General features: G+C 64.4%; 16 protein-coding genes. 8 read left to right on the top strand and 8 right to left on the bottom strand.

Annotated elements, in window-relative coordinates:
- The first annotated feature begins 568 nt into the window (after positions 1 to 568).
- The 7 genes from ACJ8PI_RS15175 (at position 569) to ACJ8PI_RS15205 (ending at position 7391) form a co-directional block, all read left to right on the top strand.
- On the top strand, positions 569 to 1348 hold the full coding sequence (locus ACJ8PI_RS15175; protein WP_164134833.1) for an ABC transporter ATP-binding protein: 780 nt from the start codon (positions 569 to 571) through the stop codon (positions 1346 to 1348).
- 112 nt (positions 1349 to 1460) lie between these two features.
- Positions 1461 to 2153, top strand: a complete 693-nt coding sequence (locus ACJ8PI_RS15180) for an MgtC/SapB family protein (protein ID WP_019453282.1) — start codon at positions 1461 to 1463, stop codon at positions 2151 to 2153.
- A 27-nt stretch (positions 2154 to 2180) separates the two neighbouring features.
- Positions 2181 to 3065 (top strand): LysR family transcriptional regulator, encoded by an 885-nt coding sequence (locus ACJ8PI_RS15185; RefSeq protein ID WP_033652809.1) that lies wholly within the window; start codon positions 2181 to 2183, stop codon positions 3063 to 3065.
- Between the two features lie 261 nt (positions 3066 to 3326).
- Entirely contained in the window at positions 3327 to 5507 is a 2181-nt protein-coding gene (locus tag ACJ8PI_RS15190; RefSeq protein WP_015376487.1) for a carbon starvation CstA family protein, read from the top strand.
- Between the two features lie 217 nt (positions 5508 to 5724).
- Positions 5725 to 5928, top strand: coding sequence for a YbdD/YjiX family protein (locus tag ACJ8PI_RS15195; protein ID WP_004953088.1), 204 nt, complete (start codon positions 5725 to 5727; stop codon positions 5926 to 5928).
- A gap of 21 nt (positions 5929 to 5949) precedes the next feature.
- Positions 5950 to 6912 carry a GTPase gene (gene yjiA, locus ACJ8PI_RS15200; RefSeq protein ID WP_033652807.1) on the top strand — a complete coding sequence of 321 codons (963 nt, stop codon included), beginning with the start codon at positions 5950 to 5952 and terminating at the stop codon, positions 6910 to 6912.
- A 56-nt stretch (positions 6913 to 6968) separates the two neighbouring features.
- Positions 6969 to 7391 carry a hypothetical protein gene (locus ACJ8PI_RS15205; RefSeq protein WP_033652806.1) on the top strand — a complete coding sequence of 141 codons (423 nt, stop codon included), beginning with the start codon at positions 6969 to 6971 and terminating at the stop codon, positions 7389 to 7391.
- Between the two features lie 157 nt (positions 7392 to 7548).
- Here ACJ8PI_RS15205 and ACJ8PI_RS15210 read toward each other — a convergent pair whose 3' ends face one another.
- The 8 genes from ACJ8PI_RS15210 to ACJ8PI_RS15245 form a co-directional block, all read right to left on the bottom strand.
- Positions 7549 to 8775 carry a RhtX/FptX family siderophore transporter gene (locus tag ACJ8PI_RS15210; RefSeq protein ID WP_033652805.1) on the bottom strand — a complete coding sequence of 409 codons (1227 nt, stop codon included), beginning with the start codon at positions 8773 to 8775 and terminating at the stop codon, positions 7549 to 7551.
- A gap of 3 nt (positions 8776 to 8778) precedes the next feature.
- Positions 8779 to 10200 (bottom strand): PepSY-associated TM helix domain-containing protein, encoded by a 1422-nt coding sequence (locus ACJ8PI_RS15215; RefSeq protein WP_060422620.1) that lies wholly within the window; start codon positions 10198 to 10200, stop codon positions 8779 to 8781.
- Positions 10197 to 10445, bottom strand: coding sequence for a hypothetical protein (locus ACJ8PI_RS15220; protein WP_033652804.1), 249 nt, complete (start codon positions 10443 to 10445; stop codon positions 10197 to 10199). The genes ACJ8PI_RS15215 and ACJ8PI_RS15220 overlap by 4 nt, the downstream gene beginning before the upstream one ends.
- Positions 10445 to 12583: a TonB-dependent siderophore receptor gene (locus ACJ8PI_RS15225; RefSeq protein ID WP_193145599.1), complete on the bottom strand. Its 2139-nt coding sequence runs from the start codon at positions 12581 to 12583 to the stop codon at positions 10445 to 10447. The genes ACJ8PI_RS15220 and ACJ8PI_RS15225 overlap by 1 nt, the downstream gene beginning before the upstream one ends.
- Positions 12584 to 12670: 87 nt before the next feature.
- The gene (locus ACJ8PI_RS15230; protein ID WP_049195544.1) at positions 12671 to 14308 is read right to left on the bottom strand and encodes an ATP-binding cassette domain-containing protein; all 1638 of its coding nucleotides are present in this window, start codon (positions 14306 to 14308) and stop codon (positions 12671 to 12673) included.
- On the bottom strand, positions 14298 to 15974 hold the full coding sequence (locus ACJ8PI_RS15235) for an ATP-binding cassette domain-containing protein (RefSeq protein ID WP_164098003.1): 1677 nt from the start codon (positions 15972 to 15974) through the stop codon (positions 14298 to 14300). Before ACJ8PI_RS15235 ends, ACJ8PI_RS15230 begins: the two co-directional genes overlap by 11 nt.
- A 100-nt stretch (positions 15975 to 16074) precedes the next feature.
- Positions 16075 to 16953 carry a helix-turn-helix transcriptional regulator gene (locus ACJ8PI_RS15240; protein WP_047569528.1) on the bottom strand — a complete coding sequence of 293 codons (879 nt, stop codon included), beginning with the start codon at positions 16951 to 16953 and terminating at the stop codon, positions 16075 to 16077.
- Between the two features lie 111 nt (positions 16954 to 17064).
- Complete coding sequence (locus ACJ8PI_RS15245; RefSeq protein ID WP_164098002.1) at positions 17065 to 18087, bottom strand: LacI family DNA-binding transcriptional regulator; 1023 nt, start codon at positions 18085 to 18087, stop codon at positions 17065 to 17067.
- A 284-nt stretch (positions 18088 to 18371) separates the two neighbouring features.
- On the opposite strand from ACJ8PI_RS15245, the gene ascF reads away from it, so the two are divergent.
- On the top strand, positions 18372 to 19814 hold the full coding sequence (ascF, locus tag ACJ8PI_RS15250; protein ID WP_164098001.1) for a PTS cellobiose/arbutin/salicin transporter subunit IIBC: 1443 nt from the start codon (positions 18372 to 18374) through the stop codon (positions 19812 to 19814).

Here is a 19814-nt window from a genome sequence, read left to right on the forward strand (position 1 = left end):
GGGCGCTCTCCGGCCGGTTTATTATGTGACTTTCCGCTGGCCTCTTATTCTCTCGTTTAATTCAGGTTTATATTTCCATAAAATGATGCCTATATTCATTCTCGCACCTTCCGTTTACGCCCCGTTTAATGAATAAAGAAAATCTTTCCCGCATTCATATTAAATTACATTTTGCCGCCATAATTCGGCGTAACCACATTGAATAACAGGCTATGGCACGCGTATTATGGCCACACGAAAAATAACGGGAGTATGATATGGACGGCGACAGTTGGTTGTTTATTTTATTGTTGGAATCGCTGAGGTCACAGGAGCAATAGTCATCCCATTGCATCCTGAAAGTGTCAGGATATGAGTCAGTTATAACATCCCTTCGCTTTACCCTTCAGCCTCTGGCCTCCGCGCATGCCGCACCGGCACGCCCGATGGGCTAACCCCTCCAGCATAAGCGTATTAACAGTCCGATAACGGTCAGGCTTATTTGCACCCGCATTTATTTTACGCCTGCCCGGCGATAAGTATCGGCCCTTTTTCCATGCTCATATTTTTAATTGGGTGGAGACAGATCATGTTGGTAAAAAAAACCACGCTGCTGACGGTCAATAACGTCAGCAAAAGCGTTCAGCCTACCGGTAAAGAAAAACGTCTGGTGCTGAATGAAATCAATTTGCGCCTTTACGACAACGAGGTCGTCAGCATTTTGGGGCAGTCCGGCTCGGGTAAATCCACCCTGCTGCGCATTCTTTCCGGCCTGATCGCGCCGGATCTGGGCACCGTGATGCTGGGGGATAAAAAAGTCTCGGGGCCGAATCCGCAGATCAACATGGTGTTCCAGACCTTCGCCATTTTCCCGTGGCTGAACGTCTACCAAAATATCGCCTTCGGGCTGCAGGCGCAGGATCTGCCGCCGCAGGTGGTCGAAGCCCAGACGCTGAAAATGCTCGATCTGGTCGGGCTCACGCCCTACCGCGACGCCTACCCGCGCGAGCTTTCCGGCGGCATGCGCCAGCGGGTCGGCTTCGCGCGCGCACTGGCGGTAGAACCGATGCTGCTGTTGCTGGACGAGCCCTTTTCCGCGCTGGACGTCTATACCGGCGAACACCTGCGCAGCGATCTGCTGCGTATCTGGAGCACGCGCCAAATCAAAACCCGCTCCATCGTGCTGGTCACCCACAGCGTAGAGGAGGCGGTGATGATGTCTGACCGCATCCTCCTGCTGGGCGCCGGCACCCTCGACGGCTGCTATCACATCACGCAGCGCCGCGAGGCGCGCACCCGCGAGGGGATGCAGCCGCTGACGGACAAAATCAGCGAGACGCTCAGCCGGCAGATCGCCGCCGCGCACTGAGCGCCGCCCTGGCCTGGCGGGACGGAACCCCGCCAACTTAACTACCTGTTTATCAAGAGTTACCCCACCACGGGTGGCTCATGATAAGCGGATAATACATCGAGTTATTATCATGCATTTCATTCATACACTGCTGACGCTGCTGACCGCGTCCGTCCTGGGCGCCGCCATCGGCTACGAAAGACAGTTCCGCCAGCGCACCGCCGGGCTGCGCACCAACACGCTGGTGGCCACCAGCGCGGCGATCTTCGTCCATCTGGCCATGACCATCGACGGCAGCGGCGGCGCGGTGCGCGTCATTTCCTACGTGGTCTCCGGCGTCGGCTTTCTCGGCGCCGGGGCCATCATGAAGGAAGGGATGAATATCCGCGGCCTGAACACCGCCGCCACGCTCTGGGGCTCCGCGGCGGTCGGCGCCTGCGCCGGCTGCGGCCTGTACGGTGATGCGCTGGCCGCCACGCTGTTTGTGCTCGCCGCCAACACCCTGTTGCGCCCTCTGGTCAATATGGTCAACAAACAGCCCTTCAATGACGTTAACGGCGAGTCTACCTACCAGATTTGCGTCATTGCCTTCGAGCATGAGCAGCGTGAGGCGCTGGCCAAATTCAAACAGGTGCTGCAAGGGGAAAACTGCTTTATCTCGCATCTGGATATCGAACCCTTCGGCGACGACGACGTGGAGATCACCGCCACGCTGATGCCGGCCTCCGTCACCACGCCGGTGCTCGACCAGACCATCAATAAATTGCTGAACGACAGCATGATGAAACAGGCCTATTACAGCCGCATCGCCGGCTCCGGCTGATGCCTTTCACTTCCAGGGAGATCAACCATGAAAACCATGCCAAAGCTGGCGCATCTGACGATGTTCAAAGACATTGTCCACTGTGGAAGCTTGCACGAGGCCGCGAAAAAGCTGGCCATCTCGCAGCCGACGCTCAGCCGGGTGCTGAAAGAGCTGGAAATGACCATCGGTGCGCGGCTGCTGGAGCGCAGCAACCGCGGCGTGCGCCTGACGGCGGTCGGCGAGCTGTTTTACCGGCGAATAGACGCCGCCACCAATCAGTTGCTCAACGCGTTTGACGAGCTGCGCGGCATGAGCGCTGACGGCGAGAAGCGCCTGCGGGTGGGGATGAGCGTCGATCCGCTGCTGTGCTACCTGCCTCAGGTGCTCGAAGGCTTCAACCGCCGCTACCCGCATACCCGGGTGACGGTGGTGGAGGACGGCCCGGAAGGCCTGCTGGCCCGGCTGCGAAACTGCGAGCTGGATTTGGCGGTCAGCAGCCTGAACGGCGCGGCGGGCGGCGCCGATCTGGCCATGCAGGCGCTGAAGAGCGAGCGCTTCTCGCTCTATCAGGGAGGCGATCTTACCGCAGCCGGGCAGCCGCCGGCCGAGGCCAAATGGGTGGTGCCGCGCTCCTGCTCGGTGGGGCATGCCGCCATCCGCGAGATCGCCGAACGCTATACGCCGCACGGCCAGATCGTCGAGACCGACTCCTTTCTGGCGACCTGGTGCCTGGTCAGGCAGCAAGGCTATATCGCGCTGCTGAGCGATCGGGTGGTCGCACACTACGCCCCGCAGCTGCACCTGCAGAAAATCCCGACGCAGGAGATAGACATCAGCGCGCGCTTTTACGTCTTTACCCGCCATGAGCCGGCCACGCCGCCGCTCAGCGCCGCGTTTATCCACCTGCTGCAGGCCATGCAGACGGCCTGAGGAGACAGGCCGTCGCCCGCCGGCGGCCAAATCTCTTCTCCAGGCCGCCAACCGCTTACCCCGTCAATCCAACCGTTCACCCGGCGGATCTGACCGCTGACCGAAATACGCCTGTCTTCCCCCCTTACCCCCGGCGATGATGAGCTGTTCCTAAACCCGCCTTACCTCGGGAAAGACGCTACGGCTCACCGCGCCACTCTGACATCTCTTACAAGCGGATGAGTTCATTCATATTTTGCAGACTGGAATTAAGGATACCTCATGAAACGAGAGGGGATTTTAAAGCACATTCCGTGGATGCTGCTGGGGATACTCGGCGCAGCCTGCCTCGGCGTGGTGGCGCTGCGCCGCGGCGAACACATCAGCGCGCTGTGGATCGTCGTCGCTTCGGTGGCGGTGTATCTGGTGGCCTACCGCTACTACAGCCTGTACATCGCCACCAGGGTGATGAAGCTGGACGCCGGCCGCGCCACCCCGGCGGTGGTCAACAACGACGGCCTCAACTACGTGCCGACCAACAAGAACGTGCTGTTCGGCCACCACTTCGCCGCCATCGCCGGCGCCGGGCCGCTGGTGGGGCCGGTGCTGGCCGCGCAGGTCGGCTATCTGCCCGGCACGCTGTGGCTGCTGGGCGGCGTGGTGCTGGCGGGGGCGGTGCAGGACTTTATGGTGCTGTTCATCTCCTCGCGCCGCAACGGCGCCTCGCTCGGTGAGATCATCAAAAAAGAGATGGGGCCGATACCGGGCACCATCGCGCTGTTCGGCTGCTTCCTGATCATGATCATCATCCTGGCGGTGCTGGCGCTGATCGTGGTGAAAGCGCTGGCGGAAAGCCCGTGGGGGGTGTTCACCGTCTGCTCCACCGTGCCAATCGCGCTGTTTATGGGCATCTACATGCGCTACCTGCGCCCCGGCCGCGTGGGTGAAGTGTCAGTCATCGGCATCGTGCTGCTGGTGGCCGCCATCTGGTTCGGCGGCGTGGTGGCGCACGACCCGTACTGGGGCCCGGCGCTGACCTTTAAAGACACCACCATCACCTTCACGCTGATCGGCTACGCGTTCGTCTCCGCCCTGCTGCCGGTGTGGCTGATCCTGGCGCCGCGCGACTACCTGGCCACCTTCCTGAAAATCGGCGTGATCGTCGGGCTGGCGATCGGCATCGTGATCCTCAACCCTGAGCTGAAAATGCCGGCGGTCACCCAGTTCGTCGACGGCACCGGCCCGGTGTGGAAAGGCACACTGTTCCCGTTCCTGTTCATCACCATCGCCTGCGGCGCGGTCTCCGGCTTCCATGCGCTGATCGCCTCCGGCACCACGCCGAAGCTGCTGGCCAATGAGACCGACGCGCGCTTTATCGGCTACGGCGCGATGCTGATGGAGTCCTTCGTCGCCATCATGGCGCTGGTGGCTGCTTCTATCATCGAGCCGGGCCTGTACTTCGCCATGAACACCCCGCCGGCGGCGCTGGGCATCACCATGCCGGATCTGCACCGCTTAGGCACCGAAGACGCGCCAATGATCATGGCTTCGCTGAAGGACGTCACCGTGCACGCGGCGGCGGCGGTCAGCTCCTGGGGCTTCGTCATCAGCCCGGAACAGATCCTGCAGACCGCCACCGACATCGGCGAACCTTCGGTGCTGAACCGCGCCGGCGGCGCGCCAACGCTGGCGGTGGGCATCGCCCACGTGTTCCATCAGATCATTCCGGGCGCCAACATGGGCTTCTGGTACCACTTCGGCATTCTGTTCGAGGCGCTGTTCATCCTGACCGCGCTGGACGCCGGCACCCGCTCCGGCCGCTTTATGCTGCAGGATCTGCTGGGCAACTTCGTGCCGTTCCTGAAGAAAACCGACTCGCTGGTGGCCGGCATCGTCGGCACCGCCGGCTGCGTCGGGCTGTGGGGCTACCTGCTGTATCAGGGCGTGGTGGATCCGCTCGGCGGCGTGAAGAGCCTGTGGCCGCTGTTCGGCATCTCCAACCAGATGCTGGCCGCCGTGGCGCTGGTTCTGGGCACCGTGGTGCTGATTAAGATGAAGCGCACCCAATACATCTGGGTGACCGTGCTACCGGCGGTGTGGCTGCTGATCTGCACCACCTACGCGCTGGGGCTGAAGCTGTTCAGCGACAACCCGCAGTTGGAAGGCTTCTTCTTCCTGGCCGGCGAGTACAAGCGCAAGATCGCCGAAGGCGGCGCCGAGCTGAGCGCCCAGCAGATCGCCAACATGAACCACATCGTGGTGAACAACTACACCAACGCCGGGCTGAGCATTCTGTTCCTGCTGGTGGTGTACAGCATCATCTTCTACGGGGTGAAAACCGCGATGGCGGCGCACAAGAACCCGAAACGCACCGACCAGGAAACGCCTTACGTGCCGGTGCCGCAGGCCGCGCCCGCCGACGGCGTAACTGAGGGGGAGGTCAAAGTTTCGACCCAGCATTGATGTGATTTAACGGATACCCTGCATAATAACGTTAAGTAGTACCCAAAGCCGCACGGCCTGCGTATCGCAAGATGCCAGGCGTGCGGCGCGATGCAATCGAGATACCCGGGGCGACCCGGAGGTGGGGCATCCCTGCGGGAACCCCATCCCCCGGCTTCCCCTAATATCAGGCTTAAGCAAGCGCTGTAGTGATGCAGGGTAAAGTTGGAGAAGGCTTATGTTCGGAAATCTCGGCCAGGCGGGGAAGTATCTCGGGCAGGCGGCGCGCATGTTGGTGGGCGTGCCTGACTACGATACCTACGTCCAGCACATGAAAGACAACCACCCGGACAAGCCGGTGATGACCTATAAAGAATTTTTCCGCGAGCGCCAGCAAGCGCGCTACGGCGGCGACGGCAAAGGCGGCATGCGCTGCTGTTAACCCGCAGTCACAAGGACCCGTATGAAACCCATTGCAGTCACCATCCTGACCGGCTTTTTGGGCGCCGGCAAAACCACCCTGCTGCGCCACATCCTGAACGCCGAACACGGCTATAAAATCGCGGTCATCGAGAACGAGTTCGGCGAAGTGCCGATCGACGACGCGCTGATCGGCGATCGCGCCAGCCGCATCACCACGTTGAGCAACGGCTGCATCTGCTGCAGCAAATCCAACGAACTGGCGGACGCGCTGCTGGATCTGCTGGACGGCGTCGACAGCGGCCAGCTGGCGTTCGACCGGCTGATCATCGAATGCACCGGTATGGCCGATCCCGGCCCGATTACCCAGACCTTTTTCTCGCACGAGATCCTGTGCGAGCGCTTCCTGCTGGACGGCATCATCACCCTGGTGGACGCGGTACACGCCGAGCAGCAGCTGAGCCAGTTCAGCATCGCCCAGGCGCAGGTGGGCTACGCCGACCGCATCCTGCTGACCAAAACCGACGTGGCGCCGGACTGCGAGGCGCTGATCCAGCGGCTGCAGCGGATGAACGCCCGCGCGCCGGTCTACCAGGTGACGCACGGCGATATCGATCTGAGCGTGCTGTTCGACATCGAAGGCTTCACGCTGAACGACAAGCTGAACCTGACGCCGCACGCCCCGCTGTTCCGCCGCATCCCGCAGCCGCAGAGCGACATCCGCTCAATTGTCGTGACGCTGGAACGCCCACTGCCGCTGATGCAAATCTCCGACGTGATGGAAGGCCTGCTGCTGGAATACGCCGACAACCTGCTGCGCTACAAAGGCATCCTGTCTATCGAAGACGAGCCGCGCCGCCTGCTGTTCCAGGGCGTACAGCGGCTGTATAACGCCGACTGGGATCGGGAATGGCTGCCTGATGAGGAACGCCGGAGCACCTTGGTATTTATTGGTGTGGATCTGCCGGAGGAAGAGATTCGGGGAAGGATTGGGGGGTTGGGGTAAGATAAACCATTCCCCAGACCAACGCGGCCCCTATCCGACAAACTCAAGGATGAACGATGGCAAACAACGTGATGCTAGTAGCATTAAAGGCGCTTAACCTGTGCGCGAGCACTTATATCGTCATCAAACTGAGCACGGTATTAGCCATCGGCATCATGTTCCTTATTGTCTCTTACGCCGGCGTGGGGGACGTTGGGCTGTCCAATCTCCTCGCCGGGGCATTCATTATCCTGCCGCTGTTGGTCGTCGTCGGCGGAACACTTATCGTCTGCGCCGTCGCCGCCTATCTCAACCTAAAGGCGCCCTATCGTAAAAAAGCGCTGTTCTTTAGCCTGCTACTGGGCAGCATCTCTGCGGCTGGCCTGCTGTTGCCCTACACGCGCGAGTTCGCGCTATCCACGGCAGCCGCCAGCGCCCTGGCGTTGGGCAGCGCGCTGGGGATTTTTGCTTTGTCGAAGGGACGGGTTCAAGCGTTGTAGCACCTGAAAAAGGCGGGTACGCAATTATGTCTTTCCCCAATACGGCCCCGCCGCCACCGACTCGCGCTCGATCAGGCTGGCCGGGAAGCTGGGGCGCTTGCTCAGCTCGCCACAGTTAAACATCGATAGCTGGTTTAACCGGCCCCAACTATCTCCTCTACTCTTCTTGCCGCCGCACCGCCGCAGGGTGCCGGTTGCTGGCCAGATTGATGCCCAGCAGCAGCACGGCCAAAGCGGCCGCCAACGCGAAGGAAAAACGGTAGCCCAGGCTGGCGGTCATCCCCACCATCAGCATATTGCTGACCATTTCCCCGATATCGCGCGAGCTTTGCACCATGGTCATGTCTGTGCCCGCCTGATCGCCCTGCGCAGCGAACTGCATGCCGGCAGTCATGATAGCGACCGAGGTCACTCCGGAAGCCAGCGCGCCTCCCATCACCGCGGCGATCACGCCGCCGGATTGCAGACCCCAGTTGGCCATCGCCAGCCAGCACAGCGAGGCGCACAGCGCACAACCCAGGCCAACCGCGAACGCCTTCCACACCCCGAGCCGGCTCACCAGCCAGGCGCCGCCACCGCACCCGAGCACCAGCGTCACCATGCCGCCGGCCATGCCGATCTGGCCGACCTGCGCCGGCGTCCAACCGTGATCGGTTAAAAACAGCTTGGCCAACCCGAAGCCGGATACCGCGGTCACCGCCGACAGCAGCGTGAGCGTCAGCAACCGCGCCGCGCCGCGACGGCGCAGCGTGCGCAGCAGGCTGGCCGGACGCGAATCGGCGCGTTCGGGCGGCAGATCGGCGTGTTGTCGGAAGCGGCCAATCGCCAGCAGGCTGACGGCAGGGAAGATCGCCATCGCCAGCAGCGCACCCTGCACGCCTACCCGGGCACTCAGCATCATCATGCCCGCCCCGCCGACGAAGAAGCCGCTCATCACCCCGGCGATTTGAATGGCATTGACGCGCGACAGCAACTCACCGCTGACGTGTTCCGCCGCCATGCCATCAGTGGCGATATCCTGCGTAGCGCTGGCCAGCGACGCGACGGCCAGCAGCGCGACGCACAGCCCTGCCGCCGCCGCGGAAATGCCGACCGCGCTGAGCAGGATCAGGCACATCGTCACCACGCACTGCAGCGGAATAATCCAACTGCGGCGGCGTCCGAAGCGTGGCGACCAGTGATTATCCACCAGCGGCGCCCAAAGAAACTTCACCACCCAGGGCAACCCCACCAGCGGCAAAAACGCCAGCGCCTGCAGGCTGGCGCCGTCATGGCGCAGCAGGGTCGGCAACGCATCCATGGCGATGCCGATCGGGATGCCCTGACTAAAATAGAGCAGCCCCAGGGTCAGCACCAGATGCCGATGTTGCAATAGTTGTCGCATGTTTTACTCCAATTGGCGCGGCCAGGCACCGCGCGATTGCCATAACAAGGAGCCGGCGGCGAACAGAGCCGCGCTGACTAACAGTAAAGCGCTGTCCAGCCAGTACAGGCCGGGGCCGGCGCTGAGCATATGGCCGAGCGCCGCCACCAGCAGCGCCGTACCGCTGGCCATTCCGCTGAGGAACAATAACCACCCCGGCCAAACTCGCCACGCCAACAGCGCCACCGCGCCCCACATTCCCCAAAACAGCCAGGCGGCAGGGAACGCCGCCAGCGGCCGGGCGGCCAACAGCAGACTTCCCGCCACCGTCAGACCACAGCAGACGCCGGTGATAAAGCGCGCGGCACGGCGCTGCGGCTGCCGTAGGCACCACAATCCCAGCCCGCTCAGCGCCAGCGTCGCCGCGCCGAACCCGGCCAAAAAATGCAGCGCGCTCACCGCCGCCGCCGCCCGCGGCAACCAGGCGTATTGGCCATAGTGCAGCGGCTGAACGGCGATGAACGCGCGCGTCCATGGCCCCTGATGAGCGGCGCTGCGCCGCATCAGCGCCGGCTGCTCGCCGCTGCCGAAACGAAATTGCTCGAACAGCGCGCTGCTGGGAATACCGCGAGTGACGCCGCCCACCGCCAGCAATGCACCATCCGGCGCGCGCTGCAGGGTTTGCGGCGTAAATTCCGGTGCCTGGCGCCGCAGCGCCGCCATCGTCTGCGCAAGAGTACGCCCGGCGTCAGGCAAGGGCGGTGCAGGTTGCGCACCGCCCATCAGCTGCGCCATCACCCGCTGCGGCGCACCGGGGCTGACGCGGTCGGCCAGCAGCACAGTACCGAGCGCGCCGAGGCCGGATAACGCGCCGGTCAAAGCGAACATCACCAGCCACGGATAGCACCAAAGCCCCAACAGATTGTGCAGATCGAACAGCAGCACCCGCAGCCCCTGACGCCGCCGCAGCTGCAACAGCTGGCGCAGCCGTCGACCATGCAGCGCAATCCCGCTGATCAGCAGCAAAGCGAACGCGATGCCGAACAAACTGAGAAACACCCGACCGGGAAAGCCGAGAAACAGGTTCTTGTGCAGCGTCACCAACAGCGTGGTAGGTGCCGTCAGGCTGACCAGCCGCCCGCTGACGGCGCTCAGCGCGAGGGCGCAGTCGTCCGGGGCGCGGCAAAAGCGAATCACCGGATAACGCGCGCTCGGCAGCATGACGTAAGGCGCCGCGCCGTCTTCACCGTAGGCTTTCGCGTCGTCCAGCAGCTGCGCCAACGGCCGTTGCTCGCCGCTCATCGTCACGCCGTTCCACCACAGCGTGAAGCTGTCGCCGGCCAGGCTCCAGCAGCCGGTGAACAGGACCACGAACAGCGCGCAGCCGAACAACGCGCCGCAGCCCCGATGCAGCGACGCCAAAGCCCGTCGCGCGACGGCGTTCATCGCCACGCCTCCAGCAGCGCCAGCGGCAGCGGCCACCACAACCAGGCGCGCAGCAGCGTGCGACGCCAGTCCGGCGCCAGCAGGCTATACGTCAGCAACGCGATGCCGCCGAACAACGCCAGAAACAGCGCGCCGTAAAGCCGATCGAGCGGGTCGGCCGAGGGATAGCCGCGCGCCAACAGCAGCGCCAGGGTAACGCCCCCCATGGCGCTGCCGAGGCACGCCGCCCATACGCGCATATTCATCAAAACTCGGCCTTGACGGTGAACATCAGGTTGCGCGGTTCACCGTAACGGTTGTTCCACTGCGGCGAGAAAAGCCCGGCGTAGTAGCGGCGATCGAACAGATTGTTGACGTTGAGCGCCGCCGACCAGGTCTCGTCGATGCGATACCCCAGCCGTGCGTTGACCAGCGCATAGCCGCCCTGGCGCAGCGTCGTCGCGCCATTGGCGCTGCTGAACGCGCTCTGCGCCTGGATGCCGCCGCCGATGCTCCACTTGCGCTGATCCCACGGCAGGTCGTAATCGCTCCACAGCCGCAGCATATGACGCGGCGTCAGGCTGTTGTAGGCGCGCCCCTGGTTGCCGGCGTCGCGGGTGTAGCGCGTGTCGGTATAGGTGTAGCCGAGCGTGACGTCCCACCATGGCGTGAGGTATCCGCGCCCTTCCAGCTCGAGGCCTTCACTGCGAGCCTTGCCGCCGCTGATATACCAGGTATCGAAACCGCCGCCCGGGTGATCGGGATCCACCTGCGGGTTGTTCTCCAGATCGATGCGGAACGCCGCGGCCGAGAGGTTGAGCGCGCCATTCATCAGCGACGCCTTCACCCCGCTTTCCAACGTGCGGCCCTCCACCGGCTTAAGCATCTGCCCGCTCCAGGTTTTGCCGCTCTGCGGCTGAAACACCGTGGCGTAGCTGGCATACCACGACCAGTCTTTGGCGAAATCCCAGATCAGGCCGCCGTAGGGGGTCAGACGCGCGTTCTCTTCCAGAGTGTCGCTGGGCGAACGCAGTTGCCACCAGCTTTCGCGCGCGCCGGCCACCAGCGTCAGCGGCTCCGCCAGTTTAATGCGGCCCATGCCGTACACCCCGTGCTGAACGGTTTTGGTCGACCCCGGCGAGCTGTAAGCGCCGATCGCTGGCTTCGGCACGCCGTGCGGATCCCAGCGGTAGACGTTCACCGGCACCTGAAACACCGAATCAAACCGTGCGGTGAACTGTTCTTCTTCGGCATGGGTGTAGCTGGCGCCGACGACCAGCTCGTGCCGCAACCCCCAGGCGTCGATCTTGCCGTTCAGGCTGGCGTCCAGCCCCAGCTGCTGATTGCGAAAACGATAGGCGCCGCCCATCAGCGCCGCGCCGTCGCCGGTGGCCGGATCGACGTTGCCCCAAGCGCCGGCATACAGCAGGCGAGACTTGGCGTGCAGATAGTCGCCGCTCAGCTTGGCCTGCCAGTCGTCGTTCAGCCGATGCTCCACCGCGGCGAACAGCCGCGTGGTGTCCCATTTGAAGCGATCCCAGTCCACGTCCAGATAGGTGCTGCGCGGCAGGTGCAGATCGCTGCCGTCTTTCCCCATCGGCACCCCGGCCATATTGGTGACGGAATCGATGGTTTGGTACTGCGCGCCGACACGCAGCAGGGTATCCGGCGTCAGATCGGCGTCGACGGTGGCATACAGCAAACGGGTTTTCTGATCCGAGACGCGATAGAAATAATCGCGATCTTCCCATGCCATCACCGCACGGCCGCGCACGCTGCCCGACGCGTTCAGCGGGCCGCCCACGTCCGCTTCGCCGCGATACTGATTCCAGCTCCCGGCGCTGGCGGTAAACTGCGCGCGGTTTTGCGCCAGTCCGTGCTTGCGCACCATGTTGACCGTGGCCGCCGGGTTGCCGAGCCCGTGCAGCAGGCCGTTGGAGCCGCGCAGGATCTCCACCCGCTCATACACCGCCATGTCCTGCGGCGAGCTGGCGGTATTGCCCAGCAGCGTCGGCACGCCGTCCAGTTCGAACGAATCGATCTTGAAGCCGCGCGCATACCACGCGGTGGTCAGCAACACGAAGGGGGCGCTGGTGACGCCGGTGGCGCGCGTCATCACCGCATCCAGCGATGTGAGATTCTGCTGCTCCATCTGCTGGCGATCGATCACGCTGACCGACTGGGCCACTTCACGCGGTTTCAGCGGGATTTTCCCCAGCGTGGTGACGCCGGGAGCCACATAGTCATCCCGCGCCGCCGCGCCGGCGGTCACGGTGAGGGTATCTTCTTTTACGTCCGTTTTGGCCGGCGCATCCTGCGCCAGCGCCCCGGTGCCGCACAGCGCGCACAGCAACGCGCCGCGGCGCATCGCGGCCGCCACTGGTGAGAGGTGAATGAGTCGCATGTTTTTCCCTGATTGTTATTGTTAAATGATAATCGTTATCAATCTAACAAAACGGCCGCCGCGACTTTTTCGATTGCCGGAGTTTCTCTATCGATCGCCGGTCATTTTCGCCTGGCAGAAACGGGCGAACCAGCCCCCCGCCTCGCGCAGCGCATCCGGGCTGCCCGCCGCCGTCAGCCGCCCGCCTTCCAGCACCCACACTCGATCCGCCCGACAGGCCAACGCGGGATCGTGGGTGACGACGACCCGCGTGCCGGGCCAGCCGGCCAGCAGGGCCGCCACGCGCTCGGCGTTGCGCAGATCCAGACTGGCGCCCGGTTCGTCCAACAACAATCGTGGCGCCCCCTGCAGCAGCGTGCGCGCCAGGCACAGCCGTTGCTTCTGCCCGCCGGAGAAACGATCGCCGTCGCTGCCGACCTCTTCTTCCAGCACGTCGGGCGGCAGATCCAGCGCCGCCAACAGCGCCAGCAGACGCTCATCGCCGATATCCGTTCGCCCCTGGGTCAGATTCCAGCGCACGCTGCCGCGCAGCAGGCGATTGTCTTGCCACATCACGCCGCGACCGCCCGCCAATTGCCGCGCCGACAGCGCGCGCACGTCACGGCCGCCGTAGAACACCCGCCCCGCCGTCGGATCCTGCGTGCGCGCCATCAGGCTCAGCAGGCTGCTTTTGCCGGCGCCCGAAGGGCCGACGATCGCCAACATCTCTCCGGCGGCACAGGCTCCGCCTATTTCCCGCAGCCGCCAGCCGCCGTGCGCCGCCGCCAGGCTCAGCGCCTCAAGCGCGATGCCGTCGTCCTGCGGCGCCGCGCCGTCCCGTTCCGGCAGCGGCAACGCGGGCGACGCCAGCGCCTGCCGCAGTTGCGCCCACGCGCTCTTCAACTGACGCAGCGCCTGATCGAGGTGAGAAAGCTGAAGCAACGGCTCCAACAAGCGGGCCAGGACAATCATCAGCGCCAGCCATTGGGCGACGTTCAGGCGCTGCGCCAGCACCTCATGGGCACCGAACCACAATGCCGCCAACAGCGTCAGCTGCAGCCCGGCGCTGAACAACAGGTGATATGGCAAGCTTTGGCGCAGCAGCGCGGCGTGCGCCCGATGATGGTCATCCAACCGTTGCGTCAACGCCTCGGCGGCGGCCGCCTGCCCGTAGCCGAAGCGCAGCAATGCCTGATGACGGGCAAACTGCATCAGCGCCCCTTCAATACTCTGATTGGCCTCCCCAAGCTCTCGCTCTCGCCGGTGCAGCCGGGCCGCCGAACCGCGCAACACCAGCATCAACAGCACGCAGGCCGCCAGCAGCATCAGCGCCACTCCCGGGCTCAGGCAGGCCAGCCCGGCGATCAGCGCCAGCGGCGTGACGACCGCGCCAACCAACGGCGCCAGCAGGTGCGCGGGTGCCGACATCGTCTGACCGATGGCCCCGGCCAACAGACCCGGTGCCTGCTCCTGCGGCGACAGCGCGCGCGGCAGACGGCGGAACAGCGCCCGCAGCAACGCGCTCATCACCGCGCCGCCGGCGAAGAAACCGCGGGAGGCCGCCGCATACTGCACCGCCAGCAAGAGAGGCGTAGCCAGCGCCAGCAGCCCTAGCCAATGGCCGGGATTTTGCTGCCAGTTCGCCACCGCTGCCGCCAGCAGCAAGGCGCAGACGCCATCCAACGCGGCGGCCAGCGCCATCAGCAACAGCGCCGGGGCCAACGCTTTCACCAACTCAAACTTCATCGTCCGCCTCCTGGCGCTCGGCCAACGCCGCCAACAATGCCGGATGATCCGCCATCTCGGCGGGCGTGCCGACCGCCAGCAACCGCCCCTCCGCCAGCACCGCCACCCGATCGGCGCGGCGGCACAGTTCCGCGTCGTGCGTTGCCACCAGCCGGGTGGCGGGCAGCTGCGCCAGCGCCGTCAGAATGCGTTCGCGATTTTGCCGATCCTGCGCCGAAGTCGGTTCGTCGGCCAACAGCAGCGGCCGCCGCGCCAGCAACGCCCGGGCGATGGCGAGACGCTGCGCCTCCCCGCCGGAAAGCGAAGGCGTATCGTCCAACCTATCCTGCAAACGCGCCGCCAGCCCCAGCGCGGCCAGCACGCGCCGCAGCTGCGCATCGTCGGCCCCGTCGACGAACAGCGTCAGGTTGTCGCGCAGCGACATCGCCGGCGGCGTATTCTCCTGCGGCACCACGGCCACCATCTGATTGAATGCCTGCGCCGAGAACGCGTCGGCGAGCACGACGTCGAGCGATACCGTTCCGCTATCCGGCTCGCTATAACGGGCGATCAACCGCAGCAGCGTGCTTTTACCGCTGCCCGACGCCCCGACAATCGCCAGCCATTCCCCCGGTTCGACGGCCAGATTGACGCCCTGCAGCAACCAGCGTTCGTCCTGCCGGCAACCGAGATCGCTCAGCTGCAGCGCCGCCCCCTGCGGCGCCGAAGCGATCGTCGAGCGCCCTCCCCAGCGTATTTCGGGATGCGCCAGCAGCGCCCGAATGCGGCCGGCGGCCAGCGTCGCCGCGCGCAATGCATCGCCGCCGTGCCCCATCGCCATCACCGGTTGCGCCACGCTGCGCAACAGCAACACGAACAGCGCCAGCTCCGCCAGCGTGAGATTGGGCGCCAGCCAGCGGGCGCCGAGCAACAGCCAACCGGCCGACAGCGCGGCGCTGAGCAGTAATTGGGTCACGGCGCCGAGCGCGCCGATACGCCGCAGCCAACGGTGAAAGGCGGCGAGAAAGCCCCGCAGGCTCTGCCGCGCACGCGCTTCGATGCCCGCACCGGGAAACTGGCGCGCCAACAGCGGATGCGCCGCCAGCTGCCGATAATCGTCGTTCAACTGCCGAAACGCCCGATCGCGTTGTTCAAACGCCGGCCGCAGTCGCGGCGAACGGATGACGCGAAACAACAGCGCGGCCGCCAGCAAAGGTATCAGCGCGAACAGCAGCAGCGGCCACTGCACCGCCGCCAGCAGCGCCAGCGCGCAGCCGGGTACCACGGCCAGCTGCACCAACTCCGCCGGCGCATGGGCCACCAGCTGATGCAGCGCCTGAATGTCCTGCGACAGCGCCCGGGCGGCGCCGCTCTCGCCCTGCCGCACAAACCAGTTCAGCGGCAGACGCACCAGCTTGGCGGCCAATTGGCTGCGCAGCCGATGACACAAACGCGCGTCGAGCAGATGAGTGAGGTGCAGCGCCAGCGTTTGGGCGAACAGCCACAGCGCCAGGCCACCGGCGGCGACGCCAAGCCAGAAGGAATAGGCCGCCGGATCGGCGTCCACCAGCCGGGCTATCGCCAGCCAGGGAAACAGCGAACTGACGCCGGCCAGCGCCTGCAGCGCCAGCGCGGAATACAGCATGATGCGGAAAGGACGCGTCAGCGCCCGCAGGTCACTCAGCATGAGATCCTCCACGGCAAAGGCGCTTACTGTAGCCAAAAGCGGCGGACGTCCTCATCCGTAAAGGCTTTCGCCGGCGAGACTTTTTCTTTCGATTGCGTGCCTAACGCTTTTTGACGTCGCAGGGCATGACGCCGAAACGCTTGCGGAAGGCGACGGAGAAGTGCGCCGGCGTATAACCCACCTGCCAGGCGACGGTGGAAACGTGCAGATCCTGCTCGCTCAGCAAGCGCCAAGCGGTTTGCAGCCGGTGCTCCTGCAGCAGGCCGAATACGCTGGCGCCAAACAGCTGGCGGAACCCTTGCGTGAGTTTGCGGGTGTTCAACCCGGCGCGCTGAGCCAGTTGATCCAGGCTCGGCGGCTGCTCCATCTCCGCCAACAGGATTTCGCGCGCCAGCTGCAGGCGCGCCACATCGCGCGCGGCCAGGTGCACGCCAACAGACGGCGCGGCAGCGCTGCGGTTCCAGCATTGATGCAGGCAATGCGCCGCCAGCTCGTTGGCCCTGGCGCTGAACCACAGCCCGCGCTGCGACTCGTGCAGCGGGCAGGCGAACAGTTGCCGGGCCTGGCCGATCAGCGCTGCCGGTGCCGCCAGCGGCACCAATTGCGCATGCCGCCGCCCATCGAGGCCGGGCGGCAGACGGACATCGTTCTGTTCCAGCCAGGCGGCGGAGAACTGCAGCAGGGTGTAATCGAGCGGTTCGCCGGCCTGGAACAGGTTGTTCAACACGAAGTCGTCCCGCCCGGCGGCCAGCAACAGCGAAGGGCCGTTCAGCTCCACCTGCGGCCCCGTTCCGCTTTCACAGCGCAGACGCCCGCGGCGGATCACCACGATCTTCAGCCCCGCGCGGTGGGGTTCATCCAGCTCGATGTCGACATCGGCGGCCAACACGCCGCGCCGCGCACGCAGCATGTCCGACAGCGCATAGTCCTGCGCTTGCTGATGATATTCCTGCAGTAACCGCTGGGGGGACGTAGACATGTTCGCCCTGCCTGTGAATGATGACGCCGACCGTCGACGAGGTTTTTGATAGTGATTCTCATTAGCAATATAAGGCCGGCCGTCGGGTTTGTCTATTGAGGCGCGGATGGATCAGTTACCTACCCAATACGGCCCCGCCGCCACCGACTCGCGCTCGATCAGGCAGGCCGGGAAGCTGGGGCGCTTGCTCAGCTCGCCGCCGTCCAGCATCGACAGCAGGCGGTTGATGGTCTCCTGGATCATCTCGGTGACCGGCATCTTCATGCTCGACAGCGACGGCATGGTATAGGGCGCCAGCGGGATGTCGTCGAAGCCGATGACCGATACCGCTTCCGGCACCGCCACGCCGCGCTCCGCCAACCGCTTCATCGCGCCGATGGCCATCTCGTCGTTGCCGGCGACGATGGCGCTGAACGGCTGCCCGCCGGCCAGCAGCGCATCAACCGCCGCCACGCCGCTTTGCGCGTGCCATTTCCCCTCGACGATCAACGCCTCGTTAACCGCGATGCCCTGCTGCGCTAGCGCGGATTTGTAGCCGGAAAGCCGCTCCAGCCCGGTGGGGGAATCGAGCGAGCCGGTGATAAAGGCGATGTCGCGATGGCCGCGCGCGATCAGGTGCGCCACCGCCGCCGCGCCGGCGGCGTGCTGATCGCTGAAGATGCAGTAGCTGTCGTTCAGCCGCAGCCGCCGGTTGATCACCAGAATCGGCTGGCGGTGCTGGGAGACGATCTCGTCCATTTCCGCGATCGACAGAAAACGCGGATAGATGATCACCCCGTCGCAGCGCAGATCCAGCAAAAACTGAATGGCGGCCCGCTCCTCTTCGGCGGTGTGCTTGCCGTCCGCCAGGATCAGTTGGCGGCCGTTCGCCTCCATGATGCGCGCCGACTGCGCCATCAGTTCGCTGAAGTAGTTGCCGCTGTAGAGGGTATTGGTGACCACCAGGCCGAGGGTTTGAGTGGTGTTGGTCGCCAGGCTGCGCGCCAGCAGGTTGGGTCGATAGCCGGTTTCCGCGATGGCTTTAGCCACCAACGCGCGTTTCTCCTCGCTGACATAGCCGCTGCCGGACAACACGCGCGACACCGTCGCCTTTGAAACGCCGGCCTTTTTCGCCACCTCGAGTATCGTTGCCATCTGTGCGCCGCCAAAATCCATGGGTTCAGCGCAGTCTACCCAAGACGCCCGGCGTTTGGAACGCTTTCACGCCCCTGTGCGTCGATGCGTACTTACCTCTGGCGATCCAGATCACGAAAACGAAACGCCAAAAATCATAGTTCTTGCCAACAACAAAACACAAATACATGATTTTGTGAAACCGGTTTCTTATGGGCGTTTCATACGGATGGAACGACGGATCGCCCAGGCAGTAAATATGCGCCTTTGGGCTATCCGAATTGCTATCTGAGAGACGACACGCCATGCCGAAGAACTACGCAGAGATCTCACACGCCATCGTGGCCGCCCTGGGCGGCGCGGGCAATATCGAGGCCGTGACCCACTGCATGACCCGCCTGAGATTCGTAGTGAAAGACAAAGCGCGGATCGACACGCCGGCGCTGAAGGCCATCGACGGCGTGCTGGGTGTGGTGCACAGCGGCGAGCAGTGCCAGGTGATCATCGGCAACGAGGTGGCCAAGGCCTATCAGGCGGTGCTGACGCTCGGCATGCCGGGCGCGGCGGCCCCCGCCGCCCCGGTGAAACGCCAGCTCACCCTGAAGGGCATCGGCGCCGGCATTCTCGATGCGCTGGTGGGCACCATGTCGCCCCTGATCCCCGCCATCATCGGCGGCTCGATGGTGAAGCTGCTGGCGATGATCCTGGACATGGCCGGGGTATTCGAGAAAGGCTCCTCGACCCTCGTCATCCTCAACGTGATCGGCGACGGCGCATTCTTCTTCCTGCCGGTGATGGTCGCCGCCTCGGCGGCGCTGAAGTTCAAAACCAACATGTCGTTGGCGATCGCCATCGCCGGGGTGCTGGTGCATCCCAACTTTATCGATCTGATGGCCAAGGCGGCGCAGGGCCAGGCGGTGGAATTCGCCTTCATCCCGGTGACGGCGGTGAAATACACCTACACGGTGATCCCGGCGCTGGTGATGACCTGGATCCTGTCACACATCGAACGCGGGGTGGATCGCATCACCCCGGCGGTGACCAAGAACTTCCTCAAGCCGATGCTGATCGTGCTGATCGCCGCGCCGATCGCCATTCTGCTTATCGGGCCGCTCGGCATCTGGATCGGCAGCGGCATCTCTGCGCTGGTCTACACCGTGCACGGCTACCTGGGCTGGCTTTCCGTGGCCATCATGGGGGCGATTTGGCCGCTGCTGGTGATCACCGGCATGCACCGGGTGTTTACCCCGACCATCATCCAGACCATCGCCGAGACCGGCAAAGAGGGCATGGTAATGCCTTCGGAGATCGGCGCCAACCTGTCGCTGGGCGGCGCTTCGCTGGCGGTGGCGCTGAAAACCAAAAACCGCGAGCTGCGCCAGACCGCGCTGGCCGCCGCCGCCTCCGCCATCGTGGCGGGGATTTCCGAACCGGCGCTGTACGGCGTGGCGGTGCGCCTGAAGCGGCCGCTGATCGCCAGCCTGATCAGCGGCTTCGTCTGCGGCGCAGTCGCCGGCATCGGCGGATTGGCCAGCCATTCGATGGCCTCGCCCGGGCTGTTCACCAGCGTGCAGTTCTTCGATCCGGCCAACCCGATGAGCATCGTGTGGGTGGTGGCGGTGATGGCGCTCTCGGTGGTGCTGTCGTTCGCGCTCACGCTAATACTGGGCTTCGAGGATCTGCCGGAAAACGCCGCCGCGCCCGGCCAAACCGCACCGGCGGCGAACGCCGCCAGCGCAACGCATTGA

The sequence above is a fragment of the Serratia sp. CY82433 genome, assembly GCF_052166535.1.
Classification (GTDB): Bacteria; Pseudomonadota; Gammaproteobacteria; order Enterobacterales; family Enterobacteriaceae; genus Serratia; species Serratia sarumanii.

What these genes read in the sequence shown, in the direction of transcription:
- ACJ8PI_RS15210 (WP_033652805.1), bottom strand. Translation starts at nt 8,775, where the DNA reads ATGCGACAACTATTGCAACATCGGCATCTGGTGCTGACCCTGGGGCTG.
- ascF (WP_164098001.1), top strand. Translation starts at nt 18,372, where the DNA reads ATGCCGAAGAACTACGCAGAGATCTCACACGCCATCGTGGCCGCCCTG.
- ACJ8PI_RS15240 (WP_047569528.1), bottom strand. Translation starts at nt 16,953, where the DNA reads ATGTCTACGTCCCCCCAGCGGTTACTGCAGGAATATCATCAGCAAGCG.
- ACJ8PI_RS15205 (WP_033652806.1), top strand. Translation starts at nt 6,969, where the DNA reads ATGGCAAACAACGTGATGCTAGTAGCATTAAAGGCGCTTAACCTGTGC.
- yjiA (WP_033652807.1), top strand. Translation starts at nt 5,950, where the DNA reads ATGAAACCCATTGCAGTCACCATCCTGACCGGCTTTTTGGGCGCCGGC.
- ACJ8PI_RS15225 (WP_193145599.1), bottom strand. Translation starts at nt 12,583, where the DNA reads ATGCGACTCATTCACCTCTCACCAGTGGCGGCCGCGATGCGCCGCGGC.
- ACJ8PI_RS15175 (WP_164134833.1), top strand. Translation starts at nt 569, where the DNA reads ATGTTGGTAAAAAAAACCACGCTGCTGACGGTCAATAACGTCAGCAAA.
- ACJ8PI_RS15195 (WP_004953088.1), top strand. Translation starts at nt 5,725, where the DNA reads ATGTTCGGAAATCTCGGCCAGGCGGGGAAGTATCTCGGGCAGGCGGCG.
- ACJ8PI_RS15220 (WP_033652804.1), bottom strand. Translation starts at nt 10,445, where the DNA reads ATGAATATGCGCGTATGGGCGGCGTGCCTCGGCAGCGCCATGGGGGGC.
- ACJ8PI_RS15180 (WP_019453282.1), top strand. Translation starts at nt 1,461, where the DNA reads ATGCATTTCATTCATACACTGCTGACGCTGCTGACCGCGTCCGTCCTG.
- ACJ8PI_RS15245 (WP_164098002.1), bottom strand. Translation starts at nt 18,087, where the DNA reads ATGGCAACGATACTCGAGGTGGCGAAAAAGGCCGGCGTTTCAAAGGCG.
- ACJ8PI_RS15185 (WP_033652809.1), top strand. Translation starts at nt 2,181, where the DNA reads ATGAAAACCATGCCAAAGCTGGCGCATCTGACGATGTTCAAAGACATT.
- ACJ8PI_RS15215 (WP_060422620.1), bottom strand. Translation starts at nt 10,200, where the DNA reads ATGAACGCCGTCGCGCGACGGGCTTTGGCGTCGCTGCATCGGGGCTGC.
- ACJ8PI_RS15230 (WP_049195544.1), bottom strand. Translation starts at nt 14,308, where the DNA reads ATGAAGTTTGAGTTGGTGAAAGCGTTGGCCCCGGCGCTGTTGCTGATG.
- ACJ8PI_RS15190 (WP_015376487.1), top strand. Translation starts at nt 3,327, where the DNA reads ATGAAACGAGAGGGGATTTTAAAGCACATTCCGTGGATGCTGCTGGGG.
- ACJ8PI_RS15235 (WP_164098003.1), bottom strand. Translation starts at nt 15,974, where the DNA reads ATGCTGAGTGACCTGCGGGCGCTGACGCGTCCTTTCCGCATCATGCTG.